26 protein-coding genes are annotated in these 25,737 nt (G+C 64.4%); 14 read left to right on the top strand and 12 right to left on the bottom strand.

The window, feature by feature from the left end:
* Positions 1 to 67: 67 nt before the first annotated feature.
* Positions 68 to 1,570 carry a CoA-acylating methylmalonate-semialdehyde dehydrogenase gene (locus BMI85_RS01645; RefSeq protein WP_078519398.1) on the bottom strand — a complete coding sequence of 501 codons (1,503 nt, stop codon included), beginning with the start codon at positions 1,568 to 1,570 and terminating at the stop codon, positions 68 to 70.
* 115 nt (positions 1,571 to 1,685) lie between these two features.
* On the opposite strand from BMI85_RS01645, the gene BMI85_RS01640 reads away from it, so the two are divergent.
* The 3 genes from BMI85_RS01640 to coaD all read left to right on the top strand — a co-directional run bounded on the left by BMI85_RS01640 (position 1,686) and on the right by coaD (position 3,698).
* On the top strand, positions 1,686 to 2,585 hold the full coding sequence (locus tag BMI85_RS01640; RefSeq protein ID WP_078570275.1) for a LysR family transcriptional regulator: 900 nt from the start codon (positions 1,686 to 1,688) through the stop codon (positions 2,583 to 2,585).
* A gap of 90 nt (positions 2,586 to 2,675) precedes the next feature.
* Positions 2,676 to 3,110 carry a CBS domain-containing protein gene (locus BMI85_RS01635; RefSeq protein ID WP_078599281.1) on the top strand — a complete coding sequence of 145 codons (435 nt, stop codon included), beginning with the start codon at positions 2,676 to 2,678 and terminating at the stop codon, positions 3,108 to 3,110.
* Positions 3,111 to 3,200: 90 nt separating this feature from the next.
* A complete protein-coding gene (coaD, locus tag BMI85_RS01630) occupies positions 3,201 to 3,698 on the top strand; it encodes a pantetheine-phosphate adenylyltransferase (protein ID WP_078599280.1) in 498 nt (165 codons plus the stop codon).
* Here coaD and BMI85_RS01625 read toward each other — a convergent pair whose 3' ends face one another.
* From BMI85_RS01625 to purB, 7 genes are all read right to left on the bottom strand, one after another.
* The gene (locus BMI85_RS01625) at positions 3,699 to 4,499 is read right to left on the bottom strand and encodes a YfdX family protein (protein WP_078599279.1); all 801 of its coding nucleotides are present in this window, start codon (positions 4,497 to 4,499) and stop codon (positions 3,699 to 3,701) included. It abuts the gene before it with no gap.
* Positions 4,500 to 4,743: 244 nt separating this feature from the next.
* A complete protein-coding gene (gap, locus tag BMI85_RS01620) occupies positions 4,744 to 5,745 on the bottom strand; it encodes a type I glyceraldehyde-3-phosphate dehydrogenase (RefSeq protein WP_078519393.1) in 1,002 nt (333 codons plus the stop codon).
* A 107-nt stretch (positions 5,746 to 5,852) separates the two neighbouring features.
* Positions 5,853 to 5,996: a hypothetical protein gene (locus tag BMI85_RS21295; RefSeq protein ID WP_093476853.1), complete on the bottom strand. Its 144-nt coding sequence runs from the start codon at positions 5,994 to 5,996 to the stop codon at positions 5,853 to 5,855.
* Between the two features lie 31 nt (positions 5,997 to 6,027).
* Positions 6,028 to 7,029 carry a type I glyceraldehyde-3-phosphate dehydrogenase gene (gene gap / locus BMI85_RS01615; RefSeq protein WP_078547294.1) on the bottom strand — a complete coding sequence of 334 codons (1,002 nt, stop codon included), beginning with the start codon at positions 7,027 to 7,029 and terminating at the stop codon, positions 6,028 to 6,030.
* Positions 7,030 to 7,207: 178 nt separating this feature from the next.
* On the bottom strand, positions 7,208 to 8,245 hold the full coding sequence (locus BMI85_RS01610; RefSeq protein ID WP_078599864.1) for a FliG C-terminal domain-containing protein: 1,038 nt from the start codon (positions 8,243 to 8,245) through the stop codon (positions 7,208 to 7,210).
* 135 nt (positions 8,246 to 8,380) lie between these two features.
* The gene (locus BMI85_RS20995) at positions 8,381 to 8,533 is read right to left on the bottom strand and encodes a chitin-binding domain-containing protein (protein ID WP_098410593.1); all 153 of its coding nucleotides are present in this window, start codon (positions 8,531 to 8,533) and stop codon (positions 8,381 to 8,383) included.
* 100 nt (positions 8,534 to 8,633) lie between these two features.
* The gene (gene purB, locus BMI85_RS01605) at positions 8,634 to 9,938 is read right to left on the bottom strand and encodes an adenylosuccinate lyase (RefSeq protein WP_078546667.1); all 1,305 of its coding nucleotides are present in this window, start codon (positions 9,936 to 9,938) and stop codon (positions 8,634 to 8,636) included.
* A 71-nt stretch (positions 9,939 to 10,009) separates the two neighbouring features.
* Between purB and BMI85_RS01600 the strand changes: the two genes are divergently transcribed.
* Positions 10,010 to 10,426, top strand: coding sequence for a DUF6314 family protein (locus BMI85_RS01600; RefSeq protein WP_078599278.1), 417 nt, complete (start codon positions 10,010 to 10,012; stop codon positions 10,424 to 10,426).
* Between the two features lie 46 nt (positions 10,427 to 10,472).
* Entirely contained in the window at positions 10,473 to 11,288 is an 816-nt protein-coding gene (locus tag BMI85_RS01595; protein ID WP_078599862.1) for a DUF3445 domain-containing protein, read from the top strand.
* Between the two features lie 10 nt (positions 11,289 to 11,298).
* Here the strand turns inward: BMI85_RS01595 and BMI85_RS01590 are convergent, their stop codons facing one another.
* Positions 11,299 to 11,598 (bottom strand): TM2 domain-containing protein, encoded by a 300-nt coding sequence (locus BMI85_RS01590; protein WP_078599860.1) that lies wholly within the window; start codon positions 11,596 to 11,598, stop codon positions 11,299 to 11,301.
* 399 nt (positions 11,599 to 11,997) lie between these two features.
* Between BMI85_RS01590 and BMI85_RS01585 the strand changes: the two genes are divergently transcribed.
* Complete coding sequence (locus BMI85_RS01585) at positions 11,998 to 12,681, top strand: sugar transferase (protein WP_246832465.1); 684 nt, start codon at positions 11,998 to 12,000, stop codon at positions 12,679 to 12,681.
* A 77-nt stretch (positions 12,682 to 12,758) separates the two neighbouring features.
* Here BMI85_RS01585 and BMI85_RS01580 read toward each other — a convergent pair whose 3' ends face one another.
* Entirely contained in the window at positions 12,759 to 13,448 is a 690-nt protein-coding gene (locus BMI85_RS01580) for a metallophosphoesterase (RefSeq protein WP_244176531.1), read from the bottom strand.
* Positions 13,449 to 13,674: 226 nt separating this feature from the next.
* Here BMI85_RS01580 and BMI85_RS01575 point away from each other — a divergent pair, with 226 nt between their 5' ends.
* The gene (locus BMI85_RS01575; RefSeq protein ID WP_078599276.1) at positions 13,675 to 14,871 is read left to right on the top strand and encodes a glycosyltransferase family 4 protein; all 1,197 of its coding nucleotides are present in this window, start codon (positions 13,675 to 13,677) and stop codon (positions 14,869 to 14,871) included.
* Between the two features lie 183 nt (positions 14,872 to 15,054).
* Positions 15,055 to 15,324, top strand: coding sequence for a hypothetical protein (locus BMI85_RS01570; protein ID WP_078599275.1), 270 nt, complete (start codon positions 15,055 to 15,057; stop codon positions 15,322 to 15,324).
* 6 nt (positions 15,325 to 15,330) lie between these two features.
* On the opposite strand, the gene xrtD is transcribed toward BMI85_RS01570, so the two are convergent.
* Positions 15,331 to 16,911 (bottom strand): VPLPA-CTERM-specific exosortase XrtD, encoded by a 1,581-nt coding sequence (gene xrtD, locus BMI85_RS01565; RefSeq protein ID WP_078599274.1) that lies wholly within the window; start codon positions 16,909 to 16,911, stop codon positions 15,331 to 15,333.
* An 80-nt stretch (positions 16,912 to 16,991) separates the two neighbouring features.
* On the bottom strand, positions 16,992 to 19,508 hold the full coding sequence (locus BMI85_RS01560) for a tetratricopeptide repeat protein (RefSeq protein ID WP_168174716.1): 2,517 nt from the start codon (positions 19,506 to 19,508) through the stop codon (positions 16,992 to 16,994).
* Between the two features lie 249 nt (positions 19,509 to 19,757).
* On the opposite strand from BMI85_RS01560, the gene BMI85_RS01555 reads away from it, so the two are divergent.
* From BMI85_RS01555 to BMI85_RS01530, 6 genes are all read left to right on the top strand, one after another.
* Positions 19,758 to 20,678, top strand: coding sequence for an AAA family ATPase (locus tag BMI85_RS01555; protein WP_078599272.1), 921 nt, complete (start codon positions 19,758 to 19,760; stop codon positions 20,676 to 20,678).
* Positions 20,678 to 22,186, top strand: a complete 1,509-nt coding sequence (locus BMI85_RS01550) for a hypothetical protein (protein WP_078599271.1) — start codon at positions 20,678 to 20,680, stop codon at positions 22,184 to 22,186. Before BMI85_RS01555 ends, BMI85_RS01550 begins: the two co-directional genes overlap by 1 nt.
* Before the next feature lie 16 nt (positions 22,187 to 22,202).
* On the top strand, positions 22,203 to 23,054 hold the full coding sequence (locus BMI85_RS01545; RefSeq protein WP_078599270.1) for a CpsD/CapB family tyrosine-protein kinase: 852 nt from the start codon (positions 22,203 to 22,205) through the stop codon (positions 23,052 to 23,054).
* A gap of 112 nt (positions 23,055 to 23,166) precedes the next feature.
* Positions 23,167 to 24,045 (top strand): TIGR01459 family HAD-type hydrolase, encoded by an 879-nt coding sequence (locus BMI85_RS01540; RefSeq protein ID WP_078599269.1) that lies wholly within the window; start codon positions 23,167 to 23,169, stop codon positions 24,043 to 24,045.
* Positions 24,046 to 24,186: 141 nt separating this feature from the next.
* Positions 24,187 to 24,630 carry a MaoC family dehydratase gene (locus tag BMI85_RS01535; protein ID WP_075774735.1) on the top strand — a complete coding sequence of 148 codons (444 nt, stop codon included), beginning with the start codon at positions 24,187 to 24,189 and terminating at the stop codon, positions 24,628 to 24,630.
* Positions 24,631 to 24,659: 29 nt separating this feature from the next.
* Positions 24,660 to 25,598 (top strand): bifunctional riboflavin kinase/FAD synthetase, encoded by a 939-nt coding sequence (locus BMI85_RS01530; RefSeq protein WP_078599268.1) that lies wholly within the window; start codon positions 24,660 to 24,662, stop codon positions 25,596 to 25,598.
* Positions 25,599 to 25,737: the final 139 nt, after the last annotated feature.

The raw sequence follows: 25,737 nt of genomic DNA, 5'->3' as shown, positions 1-25,737 counted from the left end.
CCGTCCATCGGCGGGGCGTTTTCTTATGCGTGGGGGAGGGCGGTTCGCAAACCGCCCCGCCGTAAGATCAGTCGAGCGCCTTGAAGTTCAGCGCCGCACCTTCGTCCTTGATGCCCGAGAACCAGCGCGCCGTGACGGTCTTGGTCTTGGTGTAGAAGCGGAAGGCGTCCGGGCCGTACTGGTTGAGGTCGCCGAAGGCCGACTTTTTCCAGCCGCCGAAGGTGTAGTAGCTCAGCGGAACCGGGATCGGGAAGTTGATGCCGACCATGCCGACATTGACGTTCGCCGCAAAGTCGCGTGCGACGTCGCCATCGGCGGTGTAGATCGCGGTGCCGTTGCCGTAGGGGCTGTCGATGACCAGATCGAGCGCCTCGTCATAGGACTTCGTGCGCACCATCGACAGGACCGGGCCAAAGATTTCCTCTTTGTAGATGTCCATGTCGGGGGTGACGTTGTCGAAGAGCGACGGGCCGACGAAGAAGCCGTCCTCATAGCCCTGCAGCGAGAAGTCGCGGCCGTCGACGACAAGGTTCGCGCCCTGATCGACACCCGAATTGATGAGCGACTTGATCCGCTCCTGCGCCTGCTTGGTGATGACGGGGCCGTAATCCACGTCGTCGCCGCCGGTATAGGGGCCGACTTTCAGCTTCTCGATCTTCGGCACGAGACGCTCGACCAGCGCATCCGCCGTGCCGTCGCCCACCGGGACCGCAACCGAGATCGCCATGCAGCGCTCGCCAGCGGCGCCGTAGCCCGCGCCGATCAGCGCGTCGGCGGCCTTGTCCATGTCCGCGTCGGGCATGATGATCATGTGGTTCTTCGCACCACCAAAGCACTGCGCGCGCTTGCCGTTGGTGGCCGCACGACCGTAGATGTATTGCGCGATCGGGGTCGAACCCACGAAGCCCACGCCCTGGATCGTCTCGTGGTCGAGGATCGTGTCCACGGCTTCCTTGTCGCCGTTGACGACCTGCAGCACGCCGTCGGGAAGACCGGCTTCCTGCGCCAGTTCCGCAAGCATGATCGCGGTGGTCGGCACGCGCTCGGACGGCTTGAGGATCATCGCGTTACCGGCCGAAAGCGCCGGGCCCATTTTCCACAGCGGGATCATGGCGGGGAAGTTGAACGGCGTGATGCCGGCCACGACGCCCAGCGGCTGGCGCATCGAGTAGAGGTCGATACCGGGGCCCGCGTCGCCCGTGTACTCGCCCTTGAGCATCGCCGGTGCGCCCATGCAGACCTCGATCACTTCGAGGCCACGCTGCACGTCGCCCTTCGCGTCGGGGATGGTCTTGCCGTGCTCTTTCGACAGAGCCTCGGCGAGCTTGTCCATGTCGCGCTCGATCAGCTGACCGAATTTCATCATCACGCGGGCGCGGCGCTGCGGGTTGACCTTCTGCCATTCCAGCTGCGCTTTCGCGGCGTCCGCGATTGCGGCATCCAGCTCGGCCGGGGTGGCCAGCGCGACCTTGGCGATCTGCTCGCCAGTGGCGGGGTTGAAGACTTCGCCGAAGCGGCCCGAAGTGCCCGCAACGCGCTTGCCGTTGATCCAGTGACCGATTTCTTCCATGAGACGCTCCTCCTACAGATAATCTTGGCTTGGGCGCACTCTAGCCTTGCGAAATTGAGCATAAAAGAGGAAGTAGCTCAAAAGCGTTTTGCATTTTTGCAAAGAGGAGCGCGATATGGACTGGGACGACCTGCGGATTTTCCTTGCCGTCGCACGGGCCGAGAGCCTGTCGGGCGCCGGGCGGCGGTTGAAGCTGGACGCGGCCACCGTAGGACGGCGCATCGCGCGGCTCGAAGAAGGGGTGGGGGCGAAGCTTTTCGTGAAATCGCCGCAGGGCTACGCGCTCTCCGAGTCGGGCGACCGTCTCCTTCCCCATGCCGAGGCGGCGGAGCAGGTCTTCGCGGGCGCCGATGAAGAGCTGTCCGGCATCGCGGGCCAATTGACGGGGCAGTTGCGGATCGGCGCGCCCGATGGCTGCGCCAATTACCTTCTGCCACAGGTCTGCGCGAAGATCGCCGAGGACAATCCCGGGCTGGAGATTCAGGTCGTCGCCTTGCCGCGCGTTTTCAACCTCTCGAAACGCGAGGCGGATATGGCAATCGCGGTCTCACGCCCGACCGCAGGCCGTCTGACCGTGCAGAAGCTGAGCGACTATCACCTCAGCCTCGCCGCCCATCGCGACTATCTCGCGAAGGCGCCCCCGATCACCTGCAAGGAGGATCTGCGCCATCACCGGATGATCGGCTATATCCCCGACATGATTTTCGACAAGGAGCTGGATTACTTCGCCGAGACCGAGGCCGAGGTGATGGGGCTCGCCTCGAATTCAGCGGCCGTGCAAACCCGGATGATCGAGGCGGGCGCAGGCGTGGGCATCGTCCACGACTTCGCGATCCCCTTCGCGCCGGGCGTTCAACGGGTGCTGGGCGACGAGATCCGGCTCAACCGCGCCTTTTGGTTAATCCGCCACGCCGACGACCGCCGATCCGAGCGCCTGACGCGCTTCGCCGAAGCGCTGGGGCAGGGGCTTCGCGACGAGGTTGCGCGGCTCGAACACGCTGCGGTTGAAACATAACTGGCGGCCCCGTGAACCGCAAAGCCGTTGACAAATCTATGAAAGCAGTGGGACGCTTGGGTTTAGACGACGTTTTTCAAGGAGACGCCGATGCAGGTTATGCAGATTCTCAAGAACAAGGGCGAGATGGAAGTTTTCACCGTCGCCCCCGACATGAAGCTGAGAGAGGTGATTGCCACGCTTTCTTCGAAACGCATCGGTGCGGTGATCGTCTCGCAAGACGGGGAAACCGTCGACGGGATCGTCTCGGAACGCGACGTCGTGCGTGAAATCGCGCGGCGCGGTGCGGATTGCCTGGTGATGACCGCCAGTGATGTCATGACCCGCGACGTCAAGCATTGCGCCCCGATGGACAGCACCGAAGAGGTGATGAGCCTGATGACCGAGGGCCGCTTCCGCCACATGCCCGTGCGCGAGAACGGCAAGATGGTCGGCGTGATCTCGATCGGGGACGTGGTAAAGGCGCGTCTGAACGAGCTCCATATGGAGAAAGAGTCGCTTCAGGGCATGATCATGGGCAACTGATGCCGCATTGCGGCACCTTCCCGCTTGCATTTAGCCACGCAATATAGTTGCGTGCGCTGAGCTTTTTGGCGGGCGACGAGGGAGGATGCCATGCGGATCGGTCTTTACCCCGGAACTTTCGATCCGGTCACGCTGGGCCACCTCGATATCATCGAGCGCGCGATGGCTCTGGTGGACCGGCTCGTGATCGGGGTCGCGATCAACCGGGACAAGGGACCGCTCTTCTCTCTCGAAGAACGCGTCGCCATGCTTCAGGACGAATGCGCGAAGATCACCGACCGTCGCGGCGGCGAGATCGTCGTCCATCCCTTCGAAAACCTGCTGATCGACTGCGCCAAGGATGTCGGCGCCAGCGTGATCGTGCGCGGCCTGCGCGCGGTGGCCGATTTCGAATATGAATTCCAGATGGTCGGGATGAACCGCGCGCTCGACGCCTCGGTCGAGACGGTGTTCCTGATGGCCGATGCTCGGCGTCAGGCGATCGCCTCGAAGCTGGTGAAGGAAATTGCGCGGCTCGACGGGGATGTCTCGAAATTCGTCACCCCCGCCGTGCGCGATGCCTTGGTCAAGGCTTACGCCAAGGCCTGATCAGCCGTTCGAGGCGGAGTTGCCCGACGTGCCGCTCTGCTGCGATTTCTGCTGCATCTGAGTGCTGCCGCTCGCATTTGCCGAGGATTTCGTGGCGTTGCCCGCCTGCTGCGGCAGGTTGTCGAGCCCCCATTGGTCGATCACCACCGAATCCTCGACTCCTTTCAACGCAAGGTTCGCCTCGTAGTAATTGCCCGACTTGATGAGCTTGGACGCGTCCTGCAGATGGGCGAGCGACGCCTTCGCGGGCACCATCGCCGCCGAGATCGACACGTCGATATCGTTGTCCTTCAGCGTCTTGGCTGCGGCTTTTGCGTTGCCCTGTGCCATCTGCTGATTGGCCTTGCCGACCGCTTTCTGGTTGTCCGGCGTCACCGTAAAGCTTTCGCCAAGCGCAATGGAGCTGTCGAAGGGCAGGTAGGTCACGCCTTTCTTGCCCGCTTTCGAGGGCACGCCCCATTTGCTCTCGGCCTTCTCGGCGGACTGCATTTTCGCAGTGGCGTCCTTGGTCATCTTGGTCGCCATGTCGGTATTGCCGTCGAAGATCGCCAGACGCGCCGCGCGCACTTCGCGCATCGCCGTGTAGGCGTCATTTACCGTAGTCAGCAAGTCCTTGTCGGTCGAACTTGCCGTGGTCTGCGAGACCGCGTCATTGCCTTGGCTCTGCGCGCTCTGCATCGCGGCGCCGCTTGAGTTGCTGTTGGAACTCGTGGTGGCGGCATTGGCCATCTCGAAGCTCGCGGGGCCCGCGATCAGCGCGGAGGAGAGGGCGAGGGCGAGGAATTTCTTGCTGCGTTCCATGGGATATTCCCTTTCGTGATGGGGTTCAGCTAAGGCGGAAGGCGCCGGGCGGCGCGCTCCATGGCCCTGAAACGTCCCGGATTTCAAAGGGTTCTATCACCATGCATCAAGGCTCGCGGCGCGCGTGAGAGGGTGCGTGCATGCTCTGCGAGCCGTGTGTGAGAGGTGAGCGCAAAAAGGGCGGCCCAAGATGGACCGCCCCTTTGGCTTTTTCGCAATCTGTGGGGCGGTGCCCCGATCACGCTCAGATCAGCTTGCCCATCGCGACGGCGGTGTCCGCCATGCGGTTCGAGAAGCCCCATTCGTTGTCGTACCAGCTCAGGATACGGACCATGCGGCCTTCCATGACCTTGGTCTGGTCCATGTGGAAGATCGACGAATGCGGGTCGTGGTTGAAGTCGCTCGAGACGTTGGGCTTGTCGGTATAGCCGAGGATGCCTTTCATCGGGCCGTCAGCGGCGGCTTTGATCGCGGCATTGATCTCTTCGACGCTGGTGTCCTTGCCGGCCTCGAAGACCAGATCGACGACCGAGACATTCGGGGTCGGCACGCGGATCGCGACGCCGTCCAGCTTGCCGTTGAGCTCCGGCAGCACCAGACCCACGGCTTTCGCAGCGCCGGTCGAGGTCGGGATCATCGACAGCGCGGCCGCACGGGCGCGGTAGAGATCCTTGTGCATCGTGTCCAGCGTCGGCTGGTCGCCGGTATAGCTGTGGATCGTGGTCATGAAGCCCTTCTCGATCCCGATCGCGTCGTTCAGCGCCTTGGCGACGGGCGAGAGGCAGTTCGTGGTGCAGGACGCGTTCGAGACGACGAGGTCGTCCGCAGTCAGCGCACCGTCGTTCACACCGAAGACGATGGTCTTGTCAGCACCGCTGGCAGGGGCCGAGACCAGAACGCGCTTCGAGCCGTTCTCGAGGTGGAAGGCCGCCTTGTCGCGCGCGGTGAAGATGCCGGTGCATTCCAGCGCGACATCGACATCGCCCCAGGGCAGTTCTTTCGGGTCACGGATTGCGGTGACCTTGATCTTGCCGCGGCCGGCATCGATCCAGTCTTCGCCGGTCGTGACCTCATGGGGGAATTTGCCGTGTACGGAGTCGAATTGCAGCAGATGCGCGTTCGTCTCGACCGGGCCGAGATCGTTGATGGCGATCACTTCGATGTCGGTGCGCCCCGACTCGATGATCCCGCGCAGCACGTTGCGGCCGATGCGACCGAACCCGTTGATGGCAACTTTAACCGTCATATCCGTCTCCTCTGGCTGGCTGCCCGGCAGGGAGTTGCACGGGCAGGTCTTCCGTTAACGCTAACAAGCGCGTTCAGCGCCAAAGGTCAACGGGGTGCAGCCCGATGCTAGCGCCAGAAAGCGACATATTGAACGAGATCGGCAGTTTTTTTCGCCAGAAACAGCAGGATGCGGCCGTCATCGGCCAACACATCCGCCAAAATGAGCAAAATGAGGAGGCCCCCGAGCCAGAGCGCGATCCGATTGGTCATCTATCCCCTTCGCGCGCCCTTGTTTGGCGCGTCAGTGCACGAGTCGCCCCATCGCCCCGGCCACATCGGCCATGCGGCAGGAGAACCCCCATTCGTTATCGTACCAGGCCAGAACGCGGACAAGCTTGCCCACGACCTTGGTCTGGTCCGGCGCGAAGATAGAGGATTGCTGCGTGTGGTTGAAGTCGATCGAGACCTTCGGCTCGGGGTCGTAGCCCAGCACCATGCCCATGTAGCCGGCGGCGGCCTCGCGGACGATCTCGTTCACCTCGTCGCGGGTGACGGTCTTGCGCGCCTCGAAGGTCAGATCGACCGCGGAAACATTGGGGGTCGGGACGCGCAGCGCGGTGCCGTCGAGGCGGCCTTGCAGCTCGGGCAGCACCTCGCCCAGGGCTTTCGCGGCGCCGGTGGAGGTCGGGATCATCGCCATCGCGGCGGCGCGGGCGCGATAGAGATCCTTGTGGCGACGGTCGAGCGTGGGCTGATCGCCGGTATAGGAATGGATCGTCGTCATCACGCCCGATTCGATGCCGATCGTGTCATTGAGCACTTTGGCGAGCGGCGCGAGGCAGTTCGTGGTGCACGACCCGTTCGAGACGACGTGATGCGCGGGCGTCAGCTCGCGATGGTTCACGCCGTAAACCACGGTCTTGTCGACATCGGTGGCGGGAGCGGAGACCAGAACCCGCTTCGCGCCGCGGCCCAGATGGACGGCGGCCTTGTCGCGGGCGTTGAACTTGCCGGTGCATTCAAGGACGACATCGACGCCGTCCCAGTCGAGTTCTTCCGGGTCATAGGTCGACATCACGTCGATCGGGCCGCGCCCGAGGTCGAGCGTGTTGCCCGCCACTTTCACCTGCCCGCCGAACCGGCCGTGGACGGAGTCGTATTTCAAGAGATGCGCGTTGGTCTCGATCGGGCCGGTGGCGTTGATCTTGACGACCTGCACGTCATTGCGCGCGGCTTCCGCGATATGCGCGAGCGTGCAGCGCCCGATGCGGCCGAAGCCGTTGATCCCGATGGTGACGGTCATGATGATCTCTCCGAAGCGCGTGATTTCGGCGTTGGATACCATTGCATGCAATTCGGGAAAAGGTTTTGAAACAGTATGTTAGCGTAAACACGAGGTGTTTGCGATAACATTGCGGGGCAGGGTGCGGCTTTGGCGCGAAGACTGGCGCCAAACGGGGCGCGGCGACAGAATCTTTCGCTCAATCGTCGTCCTCCGCGACGAGGAATATCTCTCCCGCGGCTTCCATCTCCCGGATTGCGGCGACGACCGCGCTCATCGCCTCTTCGGCGTCTTTCTCTTTCACCTTGCCCAGATTCGCCATCTCGTCGCGCAAGCTTTGCGCCATGCGCTGGGACATGTTGGCGAGAATGAACTCCGCCGCGGGCTGCAACGGGCCGGTCGCCCCGGCAAGCGCGACGGTCAGTTGCGTCTGATTGACCACGCGCAGCACTTTCGGGATGTCGCGTGTATCGATGCGGGCGGGGATATTGGCGAAGGTGAAGATCGCCTTCTTCACCTCGTCGGCGAAAGTCTTGTCCTCTTCCTCCAACCCTTTGAGCACCGCGTCGCGGGTGGCCGAAGCCGAGTAGTTCAGGATCGCGCCCACCCGTTCCACCGGCCCGGAATCGAAGGCCTTGGGCGGGGCGGCATCGAGCTGCGCCGCGAGCGCCTGCCCGATCCGCAGCACGGTTTCGGGCGCGACATTCCCGGTCAGCGAGACCGCATAGGCAATCCGCCGCGCTTTCTCACCCGGCAGCAGCCCAAGCAGTTCGGCAGATTTCGCGACCGACAGCTTCGACAGCATCACCGCGCCCACTTCGACGCTTTCGTCTTCCAGCACCGGCAGAAGCACCTCCGCGGTGAGGCCCGCGATCCGCTGCCACGGGTCGGCGCGCGAGGAGCCGGAGGCCAGCCTGCGCAGGCGGTTCGAGGCCGAGGGCGAGAGCTGCCCGTCGAGCAGCGACAGCGCGCCTTCCAGCCCGCCGGGAAAAGCGATGCCGACAGCTTCCAATTCTTCGCAGAACTCTTCCACCACGCTCGCGATGGTGGCGCGGTCGACCAGACGCAGCTGTGCCACAGCCTCGGTCAGTTCGGTCTGATGATCGTCGCTCAGCTCCGTCAGCGGCAGTTTCAGCCCTTCGGAGGCGAGCAGCCGCACGATGATCGCAGCTTTCTGGCGCCGCGAGAGCGGCCCCGGCCGGGCGGATTTGTCGCCAGCCGAGTCGGACCCGGCCATATGACCGAGCGCCATGGGCGCGATCGCATTCACCGCGAGAACCTCCGTGCTGGGCATCGGCCGCGCGGGCGGCCAATGCGGTTTCGCGGTCAGCTTTGCACGGAGGCCGTTAAGACGGGATTACCGTCTCAGCGGTTAGCTGGACTGCAGGACGCAGGCACTCGCGTCCTTGTCCCAGACCTGGCCCTGCGGGCAGGACATGGAAGCTTGGTGGCCGCTAAAGCACTCGGCCGACGCGGCCAGAGGAGCGAGGATCAGCACGGCGGCTGCAAGGATGGTTCGGGTCATCTGCAATCTCCCTTTGCTAGATGCCCTAGGGTAAGCCCGAATCGCACGCGCCGCCTATAGTCGGCTGACATAGGCGGCGCGGAACGGGCTTGTTTCTCGATTATTCGCCGAAAACGCGGGCGAAAATCGTGTCGACATGCTTGGTATGGTAGCCCATGTCGAACTTCTCATTGATGCCGTCGACGCCGAGAGCGGCCACGACATCCTTGTCGGCGAGCAGCTGTTCGCGGAAATCGACGCGCTCTTCCCAGACCTTGAGCGCATTGCGCTGCACCATCGCATAGGCGTCTTCGCGCGACACGCCAGCCTGCGTCAGCGCCAGCAGAACGCGCTGGCTCATCACCAGACCGGGGAACTTGTTCATGTTCGCGAGCATGTTCTCGGGGTAGATGATCATCTTGTCGACGACGCCTGCCAGACGGTTCAGCGCGAAATCGAGCGTCACGGTCGCGTCGGGGCCGATGCCACGCTCGACCGAGCTGTGCGAGATGTCACGCTCGTGCCAGAGCGCCACGTTCTCCATCGCCGGGATCACGGTCATACGGACGAGGCGCGCAAGCCCGGTGAGGTTCTCGGTCAGGACGGGGTTCTTCTTGTGCGGCATCGCCGACGAGCCTTTCTGGCCCATCGAGAAGAATTCCGCACCTTCGAGCACTTCAGTGCGCTGCATGTGGCGGATTTCGATCGCGACGTTTTCGATCGAGGAGGCAATAACGCCCAGCGTGGCGAAGAACATCGCGTGACGGTCGCGCGGGATCACCTGCGTCGAGATCGGCTCCGGCTTGAGGCCGAGCATCTTGCAGACATGCTCTTCCACGCGCGGGTCGATATTGGCGAAGGTGCCGACAGCGCCCGAGATCGCACCGGTCGCGACTTCTTCCTTGGCGGCCTGCAGTCGCGCCTTGTTGCGGTCCATCTCGGCGTAGAAGCGCGCGAAGGTCAGGCCCATCGTGGTGGGCTCGGCATGGATGCCGTGCGAGCGGCCCACGCGAACCGTGTCCTTGTGCTCGTAGGCGCGCTTCTTCAGCGCGGCCAGAACCTTATCGAGATCGGTCAGCAGGATGTCGGCGGCGCGCACGAGCTGCACGTTGAGGCAGGTGTCGAGCACATCCGACGAGGTCATGCCTTGATGGACGAAACGGGCCTCTTCCGAACCCACATGTTCGGCAAGGTGCGTCAGGAAGGCGATCACGTCATGCTTGGTGACGGCTTCGATCTCGTCGATGCGGTCGACGTCGAACTCGACATCCTTGGCCTTCCAGACGGCCTCGGCATTCTCTTTCGGGATCACGCCCAGCTCGGCCTGAGCGTCGCAGGCATGCGCCTCGATCTCGTACCAGATTTTGAACTTGGTGGCGGGTTCCCAGATGTCGACCATCTCTTTGCGGGCATAACGCGGGATCATCGGCGGCCTCTTGATTGCGTGTGGTTGCGCGCTTGTTAGACTGCACCTGCCTTTGGGGCAAGGGAGAGCCAATGCCGCAGCTGTCGGATTTCGAGGGGAACTGGGTGCTGACGCGCCAAATCCTGCATAGCGACGGCAATAAAGCCCGTTTTGACGGTCATGCCTGCTTCGCACCCGAAGGGGTCGGGCTGCATTATCGCGAGAGCGGCGAGCTGGTGATGCCGGGCGGTCAGAGCTTTCACGCCGAGCGCAGCTATTTCTGGCGGGCCGAGGGCGGGCAGATCGCCGTGGCCTTCGAGGATGGGCGCCCCTTTCACAGTTTCGATCCGCTGAGCCCGGCCGCGAGCCATTGGTGCGACCCCGACGATTACCGGGTGAGCTATGACTTCGACGCGTGGCCGAAGTGGCGGGCGATCTGGCGGGTGCAGGGACCGCGCAAAGATTACGAGATGATCTCGGACTATGTGCGCAGCGCGGGGCAGCCCTGACGCGGGCGCTCTTGCCGCGCGCGGGGACGCGCGGCAATCTGCGGGGATGAAAGACCTTGTCGCCACACCGATCCTGCAAAATCGCCTGAGCTTCGCGCCCTGGGCCGACCCGCGCACGCGGCGGCTGCCGGGGGTGATCCCGGTCACCTATGAGGATTGGCTCGAGGTCGATGATGCCTACGCCGCCCAGATGGGCCTGCGCGACCGGCTGATCGGGGAGGCGCGCGATCTGGTGCTGGGCTTGTCGGATCACGGACGGCCTGCGGCACAAGAGCTCTACGATCTGGTGCTGCCGATGCTTCCGGCGCTGGGGTTTGCCTGCAGTGCGGAGACGGCTACGCGACCCGATGGGGCGGTGGTTGCGCTCGATCGCACGGACCCGCTGGCAACGCTCGGGCGGCTGCTGCAATGCGATCTGTGCCTGATGGAAGCCGATGAGGCCGCGTTCGGTCATGCCGAGCACGTGCCGACCGGCGGCGTGCTGTGTTTTCCCTCGGGCTGGACGCTGCGCGAGAAATTCATGCGCCCGATGATGCGAATTCACGAGCCGATCGAGATCTACACCGACGATCTCGGCAAACGGGTGCAGCGCTTGCTCGATGGCGTGCGTGAGGGCAGGGGGCTGATGCGGGGGACTGCCTCGCGCTCTGCCGCGCATCTTCACGATCCGCGCTCGGAATACGAATTCGCCCACGCGCCCGCCGATGCCCCTTATATCCGGGTGGAGCGGCAATGCCTGTTCCGACTGCCGCGCACGAATGCCGTGATCTTCTCGATCCACACTCAAGTGGTGCGGCCCGAAAGCCTGAGCCCGGATCAGGCGCAGGCCTTGGCCGAGCACCCGATCCGGCAGGCGGATTAAGCTTCCTGCATCAGCCGCCAGCGCGTCTCGGCCATACCTGCGAGACCATGCCGGGGATCAGAAGCGCGTCGATCAGCCACCACAGGCCTGCGAGGCCAAGTGGGATGAAGCCGATCAGGATAGGCGACAGGAGCGTGCCGATCCCGGTCAGCGCCAGCATCACCACGCCGGAGAAGACGCGGCCCATATACATCCGGTGCACGCCAAGCATCGGCAGCATGAACCACAGCACATAGCCCAGAAGGGCGGACTTCTTCTCATTCGCGACGCGCTGCTCGATATAGAGGGCGCGGGCATCGTCTCGGGTCATGTTAATCTCCATAACATCTTCCCAGCCGATATGGGCAGTTGCGCCGCGCGATCAAGAGGGTCGCGGACAATCCGCCGTCTCGGCGGGTCTGCGCGGGCGTCCGGTTTCATAACCTTTTAACTAAAAGTGACCTTAGGGAAGTTTGGGCGCTAATCGCCTTATGCGCGAGTGCCGCGAGGCTGCGGATTTCCGCAGTGCTGAAAAAATGTGACATATAAAACAATAAGATAAATAACAGTGATCAACGACTTGTGATTTTTTTCCGTGATCTCTTTGTAGCCCCGAGCCGCAACAATTGTCGGCTTTCGTCACAATTATGGACGAATCAAAGATGAAAACCGGGTTAAAGAAAAGCGGGCTTGAAGGTTCGCACTCTGAGGTAGGGTAATAGGGGCGAAAATGTCGGATCTCTCGACCAATTTCGAGCTTGCAAGTGTAACGAGTACCAGCCGGGACCGGTCGCGCATTCTGCGCTACGAGGGCATGGGCAAGCGTCTGTTCGACATTCTCGCCGTGCTCGCGATCCTTCCGGTTCTGCTGCCGCTGATCACGCTTCTGGCTCTGGCGGTGCGCGCCGATGGCGGTCCCGCCTTCTATTCGCAGATCCGCGTCGGGCAGGGCGGCAAGCGCTTCCGCTGCTACAAGCTGCGCACCATGCATGTCGATGCCGAGGCGCAGCTCGTGCGTCTGTGCAACGAGAACCCCGCGCTCGCACTGGAATGGTCGGTGAACCAGAAGCTCGACGACGATCCGCGGATCACCCGCATCGGTCGCTTCCTGCGCCGCACCAGCCTCGACGAGTTGCCGCAGTTCTTCAACGTGCTGTTCGGGTCTATGAGCCTCGTGGGGCCGCGCCCCTTCATGCTCGATCAGGAAGCCAGCTACAAAGGCGCGATGGGCCTGGCCTATTACAAGATGCGCCCCGGCATCACCGGGCTGTGGCAGGTCGCCGGGCGTTCGACCACCGCCTTCGTGGATCGCGTGCGCTTCGACGAACGCTATTACGCGAAACTGTCGCTGCTGAACGATCTGTGGCTCTGCGTGATGACCATCGCCGTGGTGCTGCGCCAGACGGGCAAGTAATTCCAACACCGGTTGCGAGAGAGAGACGGCTTGTAACCTGCCAACGGGCGCTCCCTTCGGGGGGCGCCCATCGTCTTTCAGCCTTCGACTTGCAGGAAGCGCAGTCCGCCCTTGTCGAGCCAGGCAGCACTCAGGAGCCCGGTCTCATAGGCGCCGGTATCGACCGCGATGCGGCCTTGATCGGCGACAGGTTGCTCCACGACCCAATGGCCGAAGGCGATCCAGACCCCATCGCGCCGGGTCATCTGCCCGAACCGGGGATGACCCCAGAGCAGCGCATCGCGGCTTTGGCGTTCCATCGGGTGATAGGGATCGGCTCCCGCATGGGTCGCGGCGAAGCGACCCTCGCGCCACATCGCGGGGCGCGCATCGAGCCATGCCAGCAGGTCCGGCCCAAGCGCGCGAGCGAGATCCATGCGCAGCGCGTCCAGCACCTCCGGATCCGTCTCGCGCGGATCGGGCGGCGCGATGCCGTAGCTTTGCAGCGTCTGTAATCCGCCCACGCGCAGCCAGCCGGCGGTGCGCGCATCGGGGGACAGCAGGAAGTCGAGCATCATCCGCTCGTGATTGCCCATCAGGCAGATCATCCGCGAGGGATTGGCAAGCTGCGCGGCATGGAGCGTCGCCAGCACCCGCGCCGAATTCGGGCCACGGTCGATCATGTCGCCCAGCGTAATGATGCGGGCCTTTGCGCCTTCCGGTTCCTGCCCGATCCGCTCGAACATCTTGCCCAAGAGATCGGCGCGGCCGTGAAGGTCCCCGATCACGCAGATCGGCGCCTCCGGACGAGGCAGGCCATTGGGTGCCGAGGAGGGAGCGGTCTCTGGTTTGAGACGGGAGAGTAGAGAGCGCAACATATGGGGAAATCCGGAGTTATGCGGGGTGGAAACCAACGCGTGGCTGCGACATAACCGTCGTAAGACGTGAGCGAAAGGGGCTCACATAAAAATGGGCGGCAAACCGCCCCCGTGGCAAGGGCGGGTCGTAAGGGGCATGGCGAGACGCATTCTGATCGTGGTGGAGAACCTGCCGGTGCCGCTGGATCGCAGGGTCTGGCTGGAGGCCACAACATTGCGCGCGGCGGGCTATGAGGTCTCGGTAATCTGTCCGATGGGGCGCGGCTGGGACGCGGCTTACGAGGAAATCGAGGGTATCCATATCTACCGCCACCCCGCACCGCCCGAAGCCCATTCCGGCGCGGTGGCCTATGCGCGTGAATATTGGCACGCGATCAAGGCGTGGTTCCGGTTGGCGAAACAGGTGAAGCGCGAGCGCGGCTTCGACGTGATCCAGGGCTGCAACCCGCCCGACCTGATCTGGCTTCTGGCCTGGCGCTATCGGCTGTCGGGTGTGCGCTACATGTTCGACCATCACGACGTCTGCCCCGAGCTGTTCGAGGCCAAGTTCGGCAAGAAGGGGCTCCTCTGGAGCGTGATGCGCATCTGGGAGCGGATCACCTTCGCCAGCGCCACGGTGTCGATGGCCACGAATGAGAGCTTCCGCAAGATCGCGATCACCCGCGGTGGCATGGCCCCCGAAGACGTCTTCGTCGTCCGCTCCGCCCCGCGCGTCGAGACCTTCCTGCCCGGACCCGGCGATCCTGCCTATCGCAAGGGCGCGAAGACCGTGCTTGGCTATATCGGCGTGATCGGGCAGCAGGAGGGGATGGACCTTCTGGTGCAGGCGGTCGAGCATCTGGTGCGCAAGCTCGGCTACAGCGATCTGCATGTGGTGATCGTGGGCTTCGGGCCCGAGTTGCCTACCGTGGAGGCCGATGTCGCGGCGCGGGGCCTGAGCGATTATTTCACCTTCACCGGCCCGCTCTACGGCGAGGATATGCTGGCGGCGATGAATGCGATCGATATCGGCGTCGCGCCCGATCCAAAGAACGCGATGAACGACATCTCCACCATGAACAAGGTCATGGAATACATGACGCTCGAGAAGCCCTTGGTGCAGTTCGAACTCACCGAAGGGCGGGCCTCTGCGGGCGAGGCCGCGCTCTATGCCCGCGCCAATGATCCGAAGGACTTCGCCGCCCGGATCGCGGCGCTGATCGAGGCGCCCGAGCGCGCGCGTTCGATGGGCCGGCTGGGCCGGGCGCGGGTGCTCGATGCGCTGTCCTGGGATTTTTCGGCCCGACAGCTCCTTGCGGCCTATGATCGGATATTCTCCAAGATGGGGAAATAAAACCTGCAGATCGAGCGGAATTGTTTCTTATAAATCATTCTTTTTGCTCAAGTTTCGCCAAGATTCCAGTTGCGCGCCGCCCCATTTGCGCCACAAACTCAAGGGGCGGACAGCAAGACGGTTCGCCCTATATCGTTAAGCATTCGGCTTGGAACTTGTATGGCGCATTGGAGGACATCGGCGGTGGCGTTTACCGCACTGGTTGTGACCGGTGTTGCCAGCTCTGCCTTCGCGGGTGATCTGCGCGAAGCCACGCCTCATGCGACCGCTGATCTGACGGGCCGTGCGCTCTACGATCCGGTGGTGCATGCGCTCGCGATCGGACTGACACCTGCGATGGCCGATGCGCGCGTGGATCGTGCGATCAAAGCCGTGGAAACCTGCCCGCTTGTGTTCGATACCCGCAACCCGATCCCGGGCTGCTGGGGCGGGAGTGTCGCGCTGGGCTCGTAAGCCCGCTCAATCCGGAATCGAAGCGCTCAGCCGGGGCAGGGACTGCCCGATGAAGCGCGTCAGGCGGCGGTCGGCTGCGCGGATATCCTCGTCGCGGCGGATCGGCGTGACATAGCGCACCAGCGCGCCATCGGTCCGTGCGCGCGTGATCCCGTCCACGATAACCGACAGCTTCGCGCGCCAGTCGCTCGTCATCGCGCGGCCACGCCCGTCGAACCAGTAATAGACCAGTTGCCGGTTGAGCCCCTTGGTGATGATCGCGCGGTTGACCTCGAAGGGGGCGCGGTGGGGCAGGACGATGCGATGCGGTCGGAAGGCGCTGACCTCCCAGCCGCCGACCGGCAGGCACACCTCGGGAGAATGGATGCCGTCGCCTTGGCTCTGATCGGCATACCAGGCGACAAACAGGTTCACCGGCGCGTCCTGAGCGGGATCGGTATAAACCGCGTTGAGATAATCGCTCGCTGCTAGGACTTGCTCGGTCGCTGGCTCCAGCGGGCGGCGCGTGCCCTGCCAGCCATCGATCTGCGTCGGGAAGGACGACAGCGGCGCGCGCTCCGGCGGGAGCGTCGTCATCTGCGGCAGGCCCGACCAGAGCGCCAGCGCGACCCCCGTCAGGATGACCGCCAGCCCCAGATCGCGCGACGGTGCGAGGTTGCGCAAGCGGCGCGCTTCCGGCGCGAAACGGCGATAATCGAGGTCGAGCGCCTCGGAGAGCGGTTTCGGCTCGGCCACCAGCCGCTGCAGCCCGATCGCGGTGAGGCTTAGGATCGCAATCGCTGCCCCGAAGATCACCCAGCCCTCGAAGACATGCAGGAAGCCCTCGGCCTGTTCGATCCCGTAGGCGTCGACAAGGATCGCGACCATGCCGATGCGCAGAGAATTCAGAAGCACCGTCAGCGGCGCGGCCATCGCGAAAAGCACCGCCTTATGCCAGAACGGTCCGCGATAGAGGATGCCGAACAGGTAGGAGAAGCTGAGGATCGGGAAGAGATAACGCAGCCCCGAACAGGCATCGGCCACCTGCAGCTTGTAGACGCCGAGGTCGATCACATTGCCGCTCAGATGCACGGGGATGTCGGCGGCGCGCACCAGCATCACGCCCAGCTCCGACGAGACGAGCTGCAGGGCGATGGTGAGCTTCCAGTAGAGGATCTGCGGCAGCGGCAGCATGAAGATCAGATGCAGCACCGGCTTCCAATGGCGTTTGCCCGCCCGCCAGCCCATGCTCAAGAGCACCGCGCCCATCATCCAGATAATCAGCGCATAGGTCACGAAATCGGCGATTTGCGCGCGGGTGCCGAAAACGGCGAGGGCGAGCGCCACTGCGATCACCGCGACGCCTTGCCAGCGCTGCGGGCGGGCCTCCAGCGTGAGCGGTGCATGATGCAATTCGCGCGCGAAAAGATAGAGCGAAATCAGCGGGATCAGCGGCCCGTGGCTATATTCCGGCGTGGACCATGCGGCCCCGAGGCTCGCGATCCCCAATGCGAAGAACGGATAGGAGAGGACGGCCAGCGTCAGCAGGCCGAGCGTACCCCATGGCAGGGCACGCACCTCGCGCAGAGGGGGGCTCGTGGTGATCATCTCGACTGCTCGCTCATAGGCCGTCTGACGCGGCGCTTAACATGAGCTTACCCTGCGAGAGCTTTGATCCAAAGACAAAATCAGCGCTGGGCCGGGGCCGGGCGCGGGGTGTTGCCCGACGAGCCCTCTCCGGTCAGCGCTGCAAGCTGCGCCTTCGCGCCCTGCATCGCGGGCGGCAAAGGCTCGCCGGCAAGACGCAGCGCATCGCGCAGGGCGGCTTCGGCCAGATCGGCTTCTTCCAGCGCGATCAGCACGGCGGCGTAGTGATATTGCGCGAGCGCGTTCTCCGGCAATCCGGCGGCGGCAGCGGCGAGAAGGGGGCGCGCGGCCCCGTAATTGCCCAGCCGGTATTCCGCCCAGCCATAGGTATCCTTGAAGGCGGGTTCGGGACGCTCGCGGAAGCGTTTCGCGATCTGCGCCGCATGCTCGAGGCTAGGGCGGTCGTCGCGATGGGTGCTCAGCAGGCTCGCGAGGTTATTGGCGACGATCAGATCGCCGCTGTCGCGGGTGTAGAGATCGTCATAGGTCGCGATCGCCGCGTCGAACCGGCCCGACTTCTCCTCCGAGCGCGCCCGGTAGAGCAGCAGCAGCGGATCGGCCTGCGGCGCCTTTTCCAGCGCCGTCTGGATCACCGCGAGCGCATCGCCCTCGCGTCCTTGGGCCGCGAGCAGGCGATAGAGCTGGCGGGCCGGGCGCGGATCCGCCGGGTCTTCATACATCAGCGTGCGCAGCCCGGTCTCGGCCCGGTCGGTGTCGCCCTGAATCGCACAGAGGTTGGCCTCCAGCAGCCGCAAGCCGCGATTGCCGGGTTGTTCGTTCAGTTGCGCCTCGAGATAGGCGCGCGCCTCGCCGCCCCGCCCGGAGGCCAGTTGCGCCTGCACCACGGCCGAGACCGCCGCCGCCGAGACCGCAGGGGCCGTGGTGACGCCGTCTTCGCCGGTCGGGGGCATCTGCACCAGGGTTTTCAGCGTCTCGATCGCGCTCTCGCTGCGGCCGCGCCCCATCAGGATCGCGGCGCGGATCGACTGCGCCAGCGCCTCCGTGCCCGGGGCCGACGATGCGGCAAGCCGGTCCGCGATGCGATGGGCAAGCATCCAGTCGCGATCGGCCAGCGCCAGATCGGCCTGCCGCTTGAGCAGTCCGGGGCTGTTGGGGGTTACCGCCACGGCCTCGGCCAGAACCGTCCGCGCGGCGCTGGCGCGGTCATGCGCGAAGAGGAAATCGACATAGCGGATCGCCTCGGGCGCGGCGCGCCCCGCCGCATCATAGGCCTGGCTGAAGCGCCCCATCGCCAGATCGGGCGCGCCTTCTCGCAGATCGGCCTCGCCCAGCAGGGTCAGGGTCTGCGGATTGTCGGGGGCTTGCTGCAGCGCGCTGCGCAGATCGGTGATCGCCAGATCGAGGCGATCCTCCTCGATCCGCCACGCCGCGCGCTGCTGCAGGGCAGGGACGTTGGTCGGATCGGTCTTCAGGATGGCCGCGATCTCGGTTTTCGCCTTATCGCGCTGCCCGTCATGGTCGAGCATCCGGGCGTAAGCGCTGCGCAGCTGGCGCATCTCCTCGCTGTCGGGATGGCTCTCGATCAGCGCCTGCATCCGCGTCAAAGCCGCCACCCGGTCTCCGGCCTGAAAATCCAGATCGGCCCGCATCGCGGTGAAGATCGCCTCATTCGACTGGCCCTTCGACTGCGTGATGAGCGAGTCGAGTTCGGCCCGTGCTGCCTCGGCGCCTTTCGCGCGGGCCAGAAAGCGCACGAGTTCCAGATAGCCGCCTGTCTGCTGCTCGCGATCGGTCGCGAGCTTGCGCAGGAAGCGCGCCGCCCCCGCCGGATCGTCGCGCAGCACATACCATGCGATGAGGGCCGTGCGGGTTTTCGGGTCCTCCGGGAATAGCCCCTGCATCACTTCGAGCTGCGCGCCGATTTCAGCGTTCTCACCACGCTTCGAGATCAGCTCCAGCTTGAGAACCTGCAGCCGGTATTGCGCCGGATCGCGGGCCAGCGCCGCATCGAGCGCGGCCAGCGTCGCGGCGTCGTCGCCCTGTGCATTGCGCGCGTCGATCAGCACATGCCAGCCGGTCAGGATCTCGGGATGCGCCACGGTCAGCGCCTTGGCCTGCGCTGCGATCTCGGATTGGCGGCCCGTATCGCGCGACAGGCTGGCCTCTCGCAGGTCGAGTGCGAGCTGCACCGCCTGCGCGCCGGGATCGTCGGGCGCGAGTTCCAGTACAGCGTCGACCTGCTTTTGCGCGCGCGGCAGATTGCCCGTGCGCAGCGACAGCTCCGCAAGGATGCGATGCACCTCGACCGTCTCGGGATACTGTTCGAGCAGACGCAGATATTGGCTGAAGGCTTCCTGCAGACGTCCCTGCGCCAGCAGCAGATCGGCATAGGCGCGCCGTGCGGCCTTATGGGTGCCGTCATATTCGAAGACGTTGCGCAGCTCGACCATCGCGCGGACGGGGTCGCCCTCGGCCAGAAGGGTCTCGGCCGATTGGTAATGGGCTTCGGCCTTGTCTGCGTCACTCTTGCAGCCGCTCAATGCGAGTGCCGCGCAAAGCGCGAAAAAGCTCGCGCGCGCATACTGGTATCGGGGCATCTGTCTTGCCTGCTCTGCTACTGCGCTCTGACTGGCGCTTGGCAGAAAGGCTAGCTGCTCCGACGTCATCTATAAAGAGATTTGAACGGCGCCCCCCTGTCTAAATAGCCAGTTTTCCTAGGAATAGACGCGTTTTTGCGACAGTTTCGCCTCAGCCACTCGCGAATTGCTCACGAATTCTTGCGTAAGGCGGGGAGATGCAGCTTACTGGCGCAAACAAATCCCAGAGGCCAAAGGCCCGGTACAGGCATGAACGAAATCTACACCGAATTCTTCGGGTTGGCAGAGCGTCCTTTTTCGTTGCTGCCCGATCCCGATTTCCTGTTCTGGTCTCCAGAGCACAAGCACGCGGCGACCATGCTCGAATACGGGCTGTTCTCGCGCGCGCCGATCACGCTGATCACCGGCGAGGTGGGGGCGGGCAAGACGACGCTGCTGCGTCACCTGATGGCGACGATTTCCGACGATGTGACGATTGCGCTCGTGTCGAACGCGCGGGGTTCGCGCGACGACGTGATCCGCTGGATCATGCTCTCGCTCGGCCAGCGGGTGGAGGCGGGCGAGGATTACGTCCTGATCTACGACCGGTTCCAGCAGCTTCTGATCCAGGAATATGCCGCCGGGCGGCGTGTGGTGGTGGTGATCGACGAAGCGCAGAACCTCGATACGGGCGTGCTCGAAGAGTTGCGCATGATCACCAATATCAACGCGGACAAGGACGAGCTGGTGCAGCTGATCCTGATGGGGCAGCCGGAACTGCGCGACCTGATCGCACGGCCAGAGCTGCGCCAGTTCGCGCAGCGTGTGTCTTCCGGCTTCCATCTCGGGCCGATGCCCGCCGATTGCGCGCAGCCCTATATCGCCCATCGCCTGCAGGTCGCAGGCGCGACGCGCGAAATCTTCACCCCCGAGGCCGCGCAGAAACTGCACGCCCATTGCGGTGGCCTTCCGCGGCTGATGAACCAGCTGGCCGATCTGGGCATGGTCTATGCCTATTCGGCGCGCTCCCATACGGTAACCGGCGAGATCATCGACAAGGTGATCGAGGACAACGTCTTCTATCTGCCGGTCGAGACCCAGCGCGCCAAGCCGCGCGTGATCGCCCCCGCGCCAACCGCTGCAGCATCCGCTGAGGCCGCGCCCGCCTTCCTCCACAGGGGAGGGCGCTGATGCGGGAGCTCCGCTTCTACGCTGCTTTGTTCGCCCGGCGGATCCACTGGCTTTTGCTGGCGGTGTTGCTGGGCGCGCTTGTCGGTCTGGCGGCGGGGCGGATGATCACGCCGATCTACGAGGCCAAGGCGCTTCTCGTCGTCGAAGGGGACCGCATCCCGGACGGTCTGGCAGCCTCGACCGTGCGCACCGACACCAATGCCAAGCTGCAGGTGATCCGCAAGCGGGTGCTCTCGCGCGAAAGCCTGCTCGACATGGCGCGGCGGATGGCGCTTTTCCCTGACCTGCGCACCGAGTCCGGCGCGCGCAATGCCGATGCGGTTTTCGAGGCGCTGCAGAACTCGGTCGAGATCGAGATCTCCGAGCAGAGCAAGTCGCGCTCCGCCCCGAAAGACGCGACCTTCATGACGGTGTCCTTCCGCGCAGGCGCCCCGGCTCGCGCTGCGCGGGTCGCGAACGAGCTGGTGACGCGCATCCTCAAGGAAGATAGCGATATCCGCACCAAGGCCGCACGCGACACGCTCGATTTCTTCTCGCGCGAGGTGGATCGGCTGGAAGGCGAACTGGCGAAATCCTCCAGCGCGATGTTGCAGTTCAAGCAGGAGAACGGCGACGCGCTGCCCGAAGAACTGCCGCTGCTACGCGACCGTCTCGCCGCAGTGCAGGCGGGTGCGGAGAGCCGTCTTGCGCATGTGAACGAGACCGAGACGGAGATCGACCGGCTGGTGCGGCTGCGCGAAGCGGCGGGGCGTGTGGTCGACCGCGACGCGATCTATCCGCCCGCGGCGCGTGAACTGGCCCGGCTCGAGGCGCAGCGAGACGCGCTCAAACCGCTACTGCCCGCCGATGACGCACGCCTCGCGGCGCTGGGCGCGCAGATTCAGGAATTGTCGCAGCAGGTGGAACTGCCGCTGCCAAAAGCCAAATCCGCCTTCGAGAGCCGTCTGCGCGAATTGACCGATACGCTTTTCGTCGCGCAGGCCGCAGGCGATGCCGCCGATCTGAAAATCGCGCAACTCCGCGAGGCGATTGCGAAAGTGCCCGCCAACGCATCGGCGCTCGAGGCGCTGCGCCGCGATCACGACAATCTCGCCGATCAATACGACAGCGCCGTGAAAGCGCGCGCCGTGGCTGAGACGGGCGATACGATCGAGTCGCTGGCCAAGGGCGAGAAGCTGACCGTGATCGATCAAGCGGTCGCGCCGGGCGAGCCGGTGAAGCCCAATCGCAAGACGCTCGCGCTGGCAGGCGTCGGGGTGGGGCTTTTGCTTGGTCTCGTGGCGATTGCGCTACGCGAATTGCTCAGCACCGGCATCCGCCGCCCCGAAGACCTCCAGCGCCATCTGGGGATCTCGGCTTTCGCGACGCTGCCCTATCTGAGCACGCCCGAAGATATGCGCCGCCGTCGTCGTAAGGTGCTGGTCTCCGGCTCCATGGTCGGTGCGGCTTTTGTCGCCGTGCTGGTGCTGTTCGGCGCGTTCTACATGCCGCTCGACCGGCTGTTCTGAGGCAAGGAGGCGAGAGATGGCGGAAAGATTGCGAGACGCGATTGCCAAGGCCCGCGCCGCCCGCACGGGCCGCGCAGCCTCCGAGCCTTCGGTCCGGGCGCAGGTCTCTCCCGGCGTCGACGGTATCACGGCGGGCGCGTGGCAGGCTTTGACGCCGATCGCCCCGAATTTGGGCCGGCTGCGCGGCAAGCGCATCGTCAGCCCGGATGGCAGCGCCGAGAGCGCCCCGATCGACCTGATGCGCACCAAGATCGTGCAGCAGATGCGGGCCAATGGCTGGCGGCGGCTGGCGATTACCTCGCCCTCGGCGGGCTGCGGGAAATCGACCGTCGCGCTCAATCTCGCGCTGAGCCTCGCGCGACAGCAAGAGCGTCACACGCTGCTCATCGAGGCCGATTTCCGCAAACCCTCGCTGTTGAAGCTGCTCGACGCGCCGCGCGGGCCGCAGATCTCCGAAGTGCTCGCAGGCACGGCCGAGTTTGCCGATCACGCGTTGCGGCTGGGCGGCAACCTCGCCATTGGAGCGAATAGCAAGCCGGTGGAGACCCCGGCCGAGTTGATCCAGTCGCGCCGCGCCGCTGAGGCGCTGGAACGGATCGAGACGATCTACGCGCCCGACCTGATGATCTTCGACACCGCGCCTGTGCTGGTCAGCGACGATACGCTCTCGCTCGCCGCCCATGTCGATTGCGTGCTGATCATCGCCGCGACCGAAGAGACCACGATTCAGGAAATCGACATCTGCGAGCGTGAGCTGGCCGAACGCACCAATGTCATGGGCGTCGTGGTCAACAAATTCCGCTTCGCCGCCCCCGAATACGGCTACGCCTATGGCTACGGTTACGGGGCCGCGACGGAGGAGGACTGAGCGGCCCACCGCTTTGCCTTCGGTCACGCCCGTGCCATATAGCTTCGGTAAGCGCGCGGCCCCCGCCTGCGGGGGTTCTGACCGCGCCAAACCCTGCTGACGAAAGGCCGCCATGACCCGCATCATCTCTTCGCTGTCCGAGATTTCCGCCCCCTATGACGCGCTGTTTTGCGACCTCTGGGGCTGCCTGCATAACGGGGTTAAGGCGTTTCCCGCGGCAGTCGAGGCGCTACAGGCCTATCGTGCGAAGGGCGGCAAGGTCGTGCTTCTGACCAATGCTCCGCGGCCCGCGAAATTCGTGATGGAGTCGCTCGACAAGCTGGGTTGTCCGCGTGACGCCTATGACCTCGTCGTCTCCTCCGGCGATGCCGCGCAGGATGCGATGTTCGCGGGCGCCGTGGGCAAGAACGTCTGGCATCTGGGCCCGTCCAAGGATGACGGGTTCTTCACCGAAGTGCCGGAAGAATGGCAGGGGCAGGCCGAGATCACCCGTGTCGATTTCGACGAGGCCGAGGGTATCGTCTGCACCGGCCCCTTCGACGAGGTGAATGAAGTCCCCGAGGATTACCGCCCGAAGTTCCTGCTCGCGAAGATGCGTGAGCTGCCGATGCTTTGTGCAAACCCCGATATTGTCGTCGATCTGGGCGACAAGCGCATCTACTGCGCCGGCGCGCTGGCTGCGCTTTATGAGGAAATGGGCGGCGAGGCGATGTATTTCGGCAAACCTCATCCGCCGATCTACGATCTCGCGCGGCGCAAGCTGAGCCGTCTGGGCGGCGCGGAGGATGCGCGCATCCTCGCCATCGGCGACGGGATCAATACCGATGTGGCCGGCGCTGCGGGGGAGGGGATCGACTGCCTCTTCATCTCCAGCGGTCTGGCGCATGATCAGTTCGGGGCCGATCCGCAGAACCCCGATCCCGAATTGCTGCGCACCTGGCTGGAGGCGCGTCAGCGCGACCCGCTCTACACGATGGGTCATCTGACCTGAGTGGAGTGTAAAATTCAGGCGGTAACTTTGTTGCGCCTTTTGTCGCGGTAGGGTAAAAAAGTTGCGCAGGCACCTTGCCTGTGCTCTGCCGCATGTGCTATGCCGCAGTGCAACATAAACTTCCGGCTGGGACCTATGGATATGCTCGACAACCTGCCCCGTGGCACGATCTGCATCGAAGATCTGGAAATCGGCATGGTGCGCTACCTCCGCAAGGAGGTCACCGACCGCGACATCGAGATGTTCGCGGAGGTCTCCACCGACCATAACCCGGTCCATCTGGACGACGCCTATGCGCAAGACACCATTTTCGAGGGTCGAATCGCGCATGGCATGCTGACCGCGGGCCTGATCTCGGCGGTGATCGGCGAGCAGCTTCCCGGTCATGGCACGGTCTATCTGGGCCAGTCGCTCAAATTCATGGCCCCCGTGCGCCCCGGCGATGTGGTCTATGCCGAGGTGAAGGTGACGGCGATCGATCATTCGCGTCGCCGTGTCACGCTTGAAACCCACTGCGCGGTGGGCGATACGGTGGTCGTGAAAGGCGAGGCGCTGGTTCTGGCGCCCTCGCGCAAGTTCGACTGACCCGGCGACCTCGCCGGAGGGCGGGGTGGATGAAACGCTTGACCACTTGGAAATCGCTGGAGAAATCCGCGCGCGGGGCCTCCGTCGCGATGGGCAATTTCGACGGCATCCATCTCGGCCATCAATCGGTGATCGATCAGGCACGCGGGAAAGATGCGCCGCTGGGCGTCATCACCTTCGAGCCCCATCCCCGTGAATTCTTCGCAGCCCGGGCAGGCAAGACCCTGCCGCCGTTCCGGCTGATGAACCCCGAGGCGCGGGCCAACCGGCTCGCCAAGCTCGGGGTCGAGCGGCTCTATGAGCTGCCCTTCAACGAAGAGCTGGCCGATATGAGCGCCGACGCTTTCGCGCGCGAAGTGCTCGCCGAAGGTCTGGGCGTGACCCACGTCGCCGTGGGCGGTGATTTCCGCTTCGGTAAGGGGCGCGAGGGCGACACGGCCATGCTGACGGAGCTCGGCGCGAAATACGGCTTCGAGGTCACCGTCGCACCGCTTCTGCATGTCGAGGGGGTGGAGGCGTCCTCGACCGCGATCCGCACCGCATTGGCCGAAGGCCGCCCCGAAGATGCCGCCGCTATGCTGGGCCACCTGCACCGGATCGAGGGCGCGGTGCTGCATGGCGACAAGCGCGGCCGCGATCTGGGCTATCCGACCGCGAATATGTCGATGGCCGGGCTGCATCTGCCCAAGCTCGGCGTCTATGCGGTAAAGTTCGACGTGCTGACCGGGCCGCATAAGGGCAGCTATACCGGGGCTGCGAGCCTCGGCGTGCGCCCGATGTTCGGTGAGAATACCCCGAACCTCGAAACCTATGTCTTCGATTTCAAAGGCGATCTCTACGACGAGCATGTCTCGGTCGCGCTGGTCGAATTCCTGCGCCCCGAGATGAAGTTCGACGGCGTAGAGGCGCTGGTCGCGCAGATGGATGCCGATTGCGCCCGCGCGCGGGAGATACTGGCCGAGCGCTGAGGGTCGCGCCCGACCTCGGGTGGGCGCTTTATGTCGTCAGTGGCTGGGCGCTTTATCTCGCAAGCCCGGATGACGCTTGAACCCGCGACACCATCGCCAATGCGCCCTCCCGGGCGGAGGTCGGGCGCGGCCCGGGGCT

The organism is Thioclava sp. DLFJ4-1, from assembly GCF_002020145.1.
Taxonomy (GTDB): Bacteria; Pseudomonadota; Alphaproteobacteria; order Rhodobacterales; family Rhodobacteraceae; genus Thioclava; species Thioclava sediminum.
This window is presented reverse-complemented; position numbering and strand designations above follow the sequence as displayed.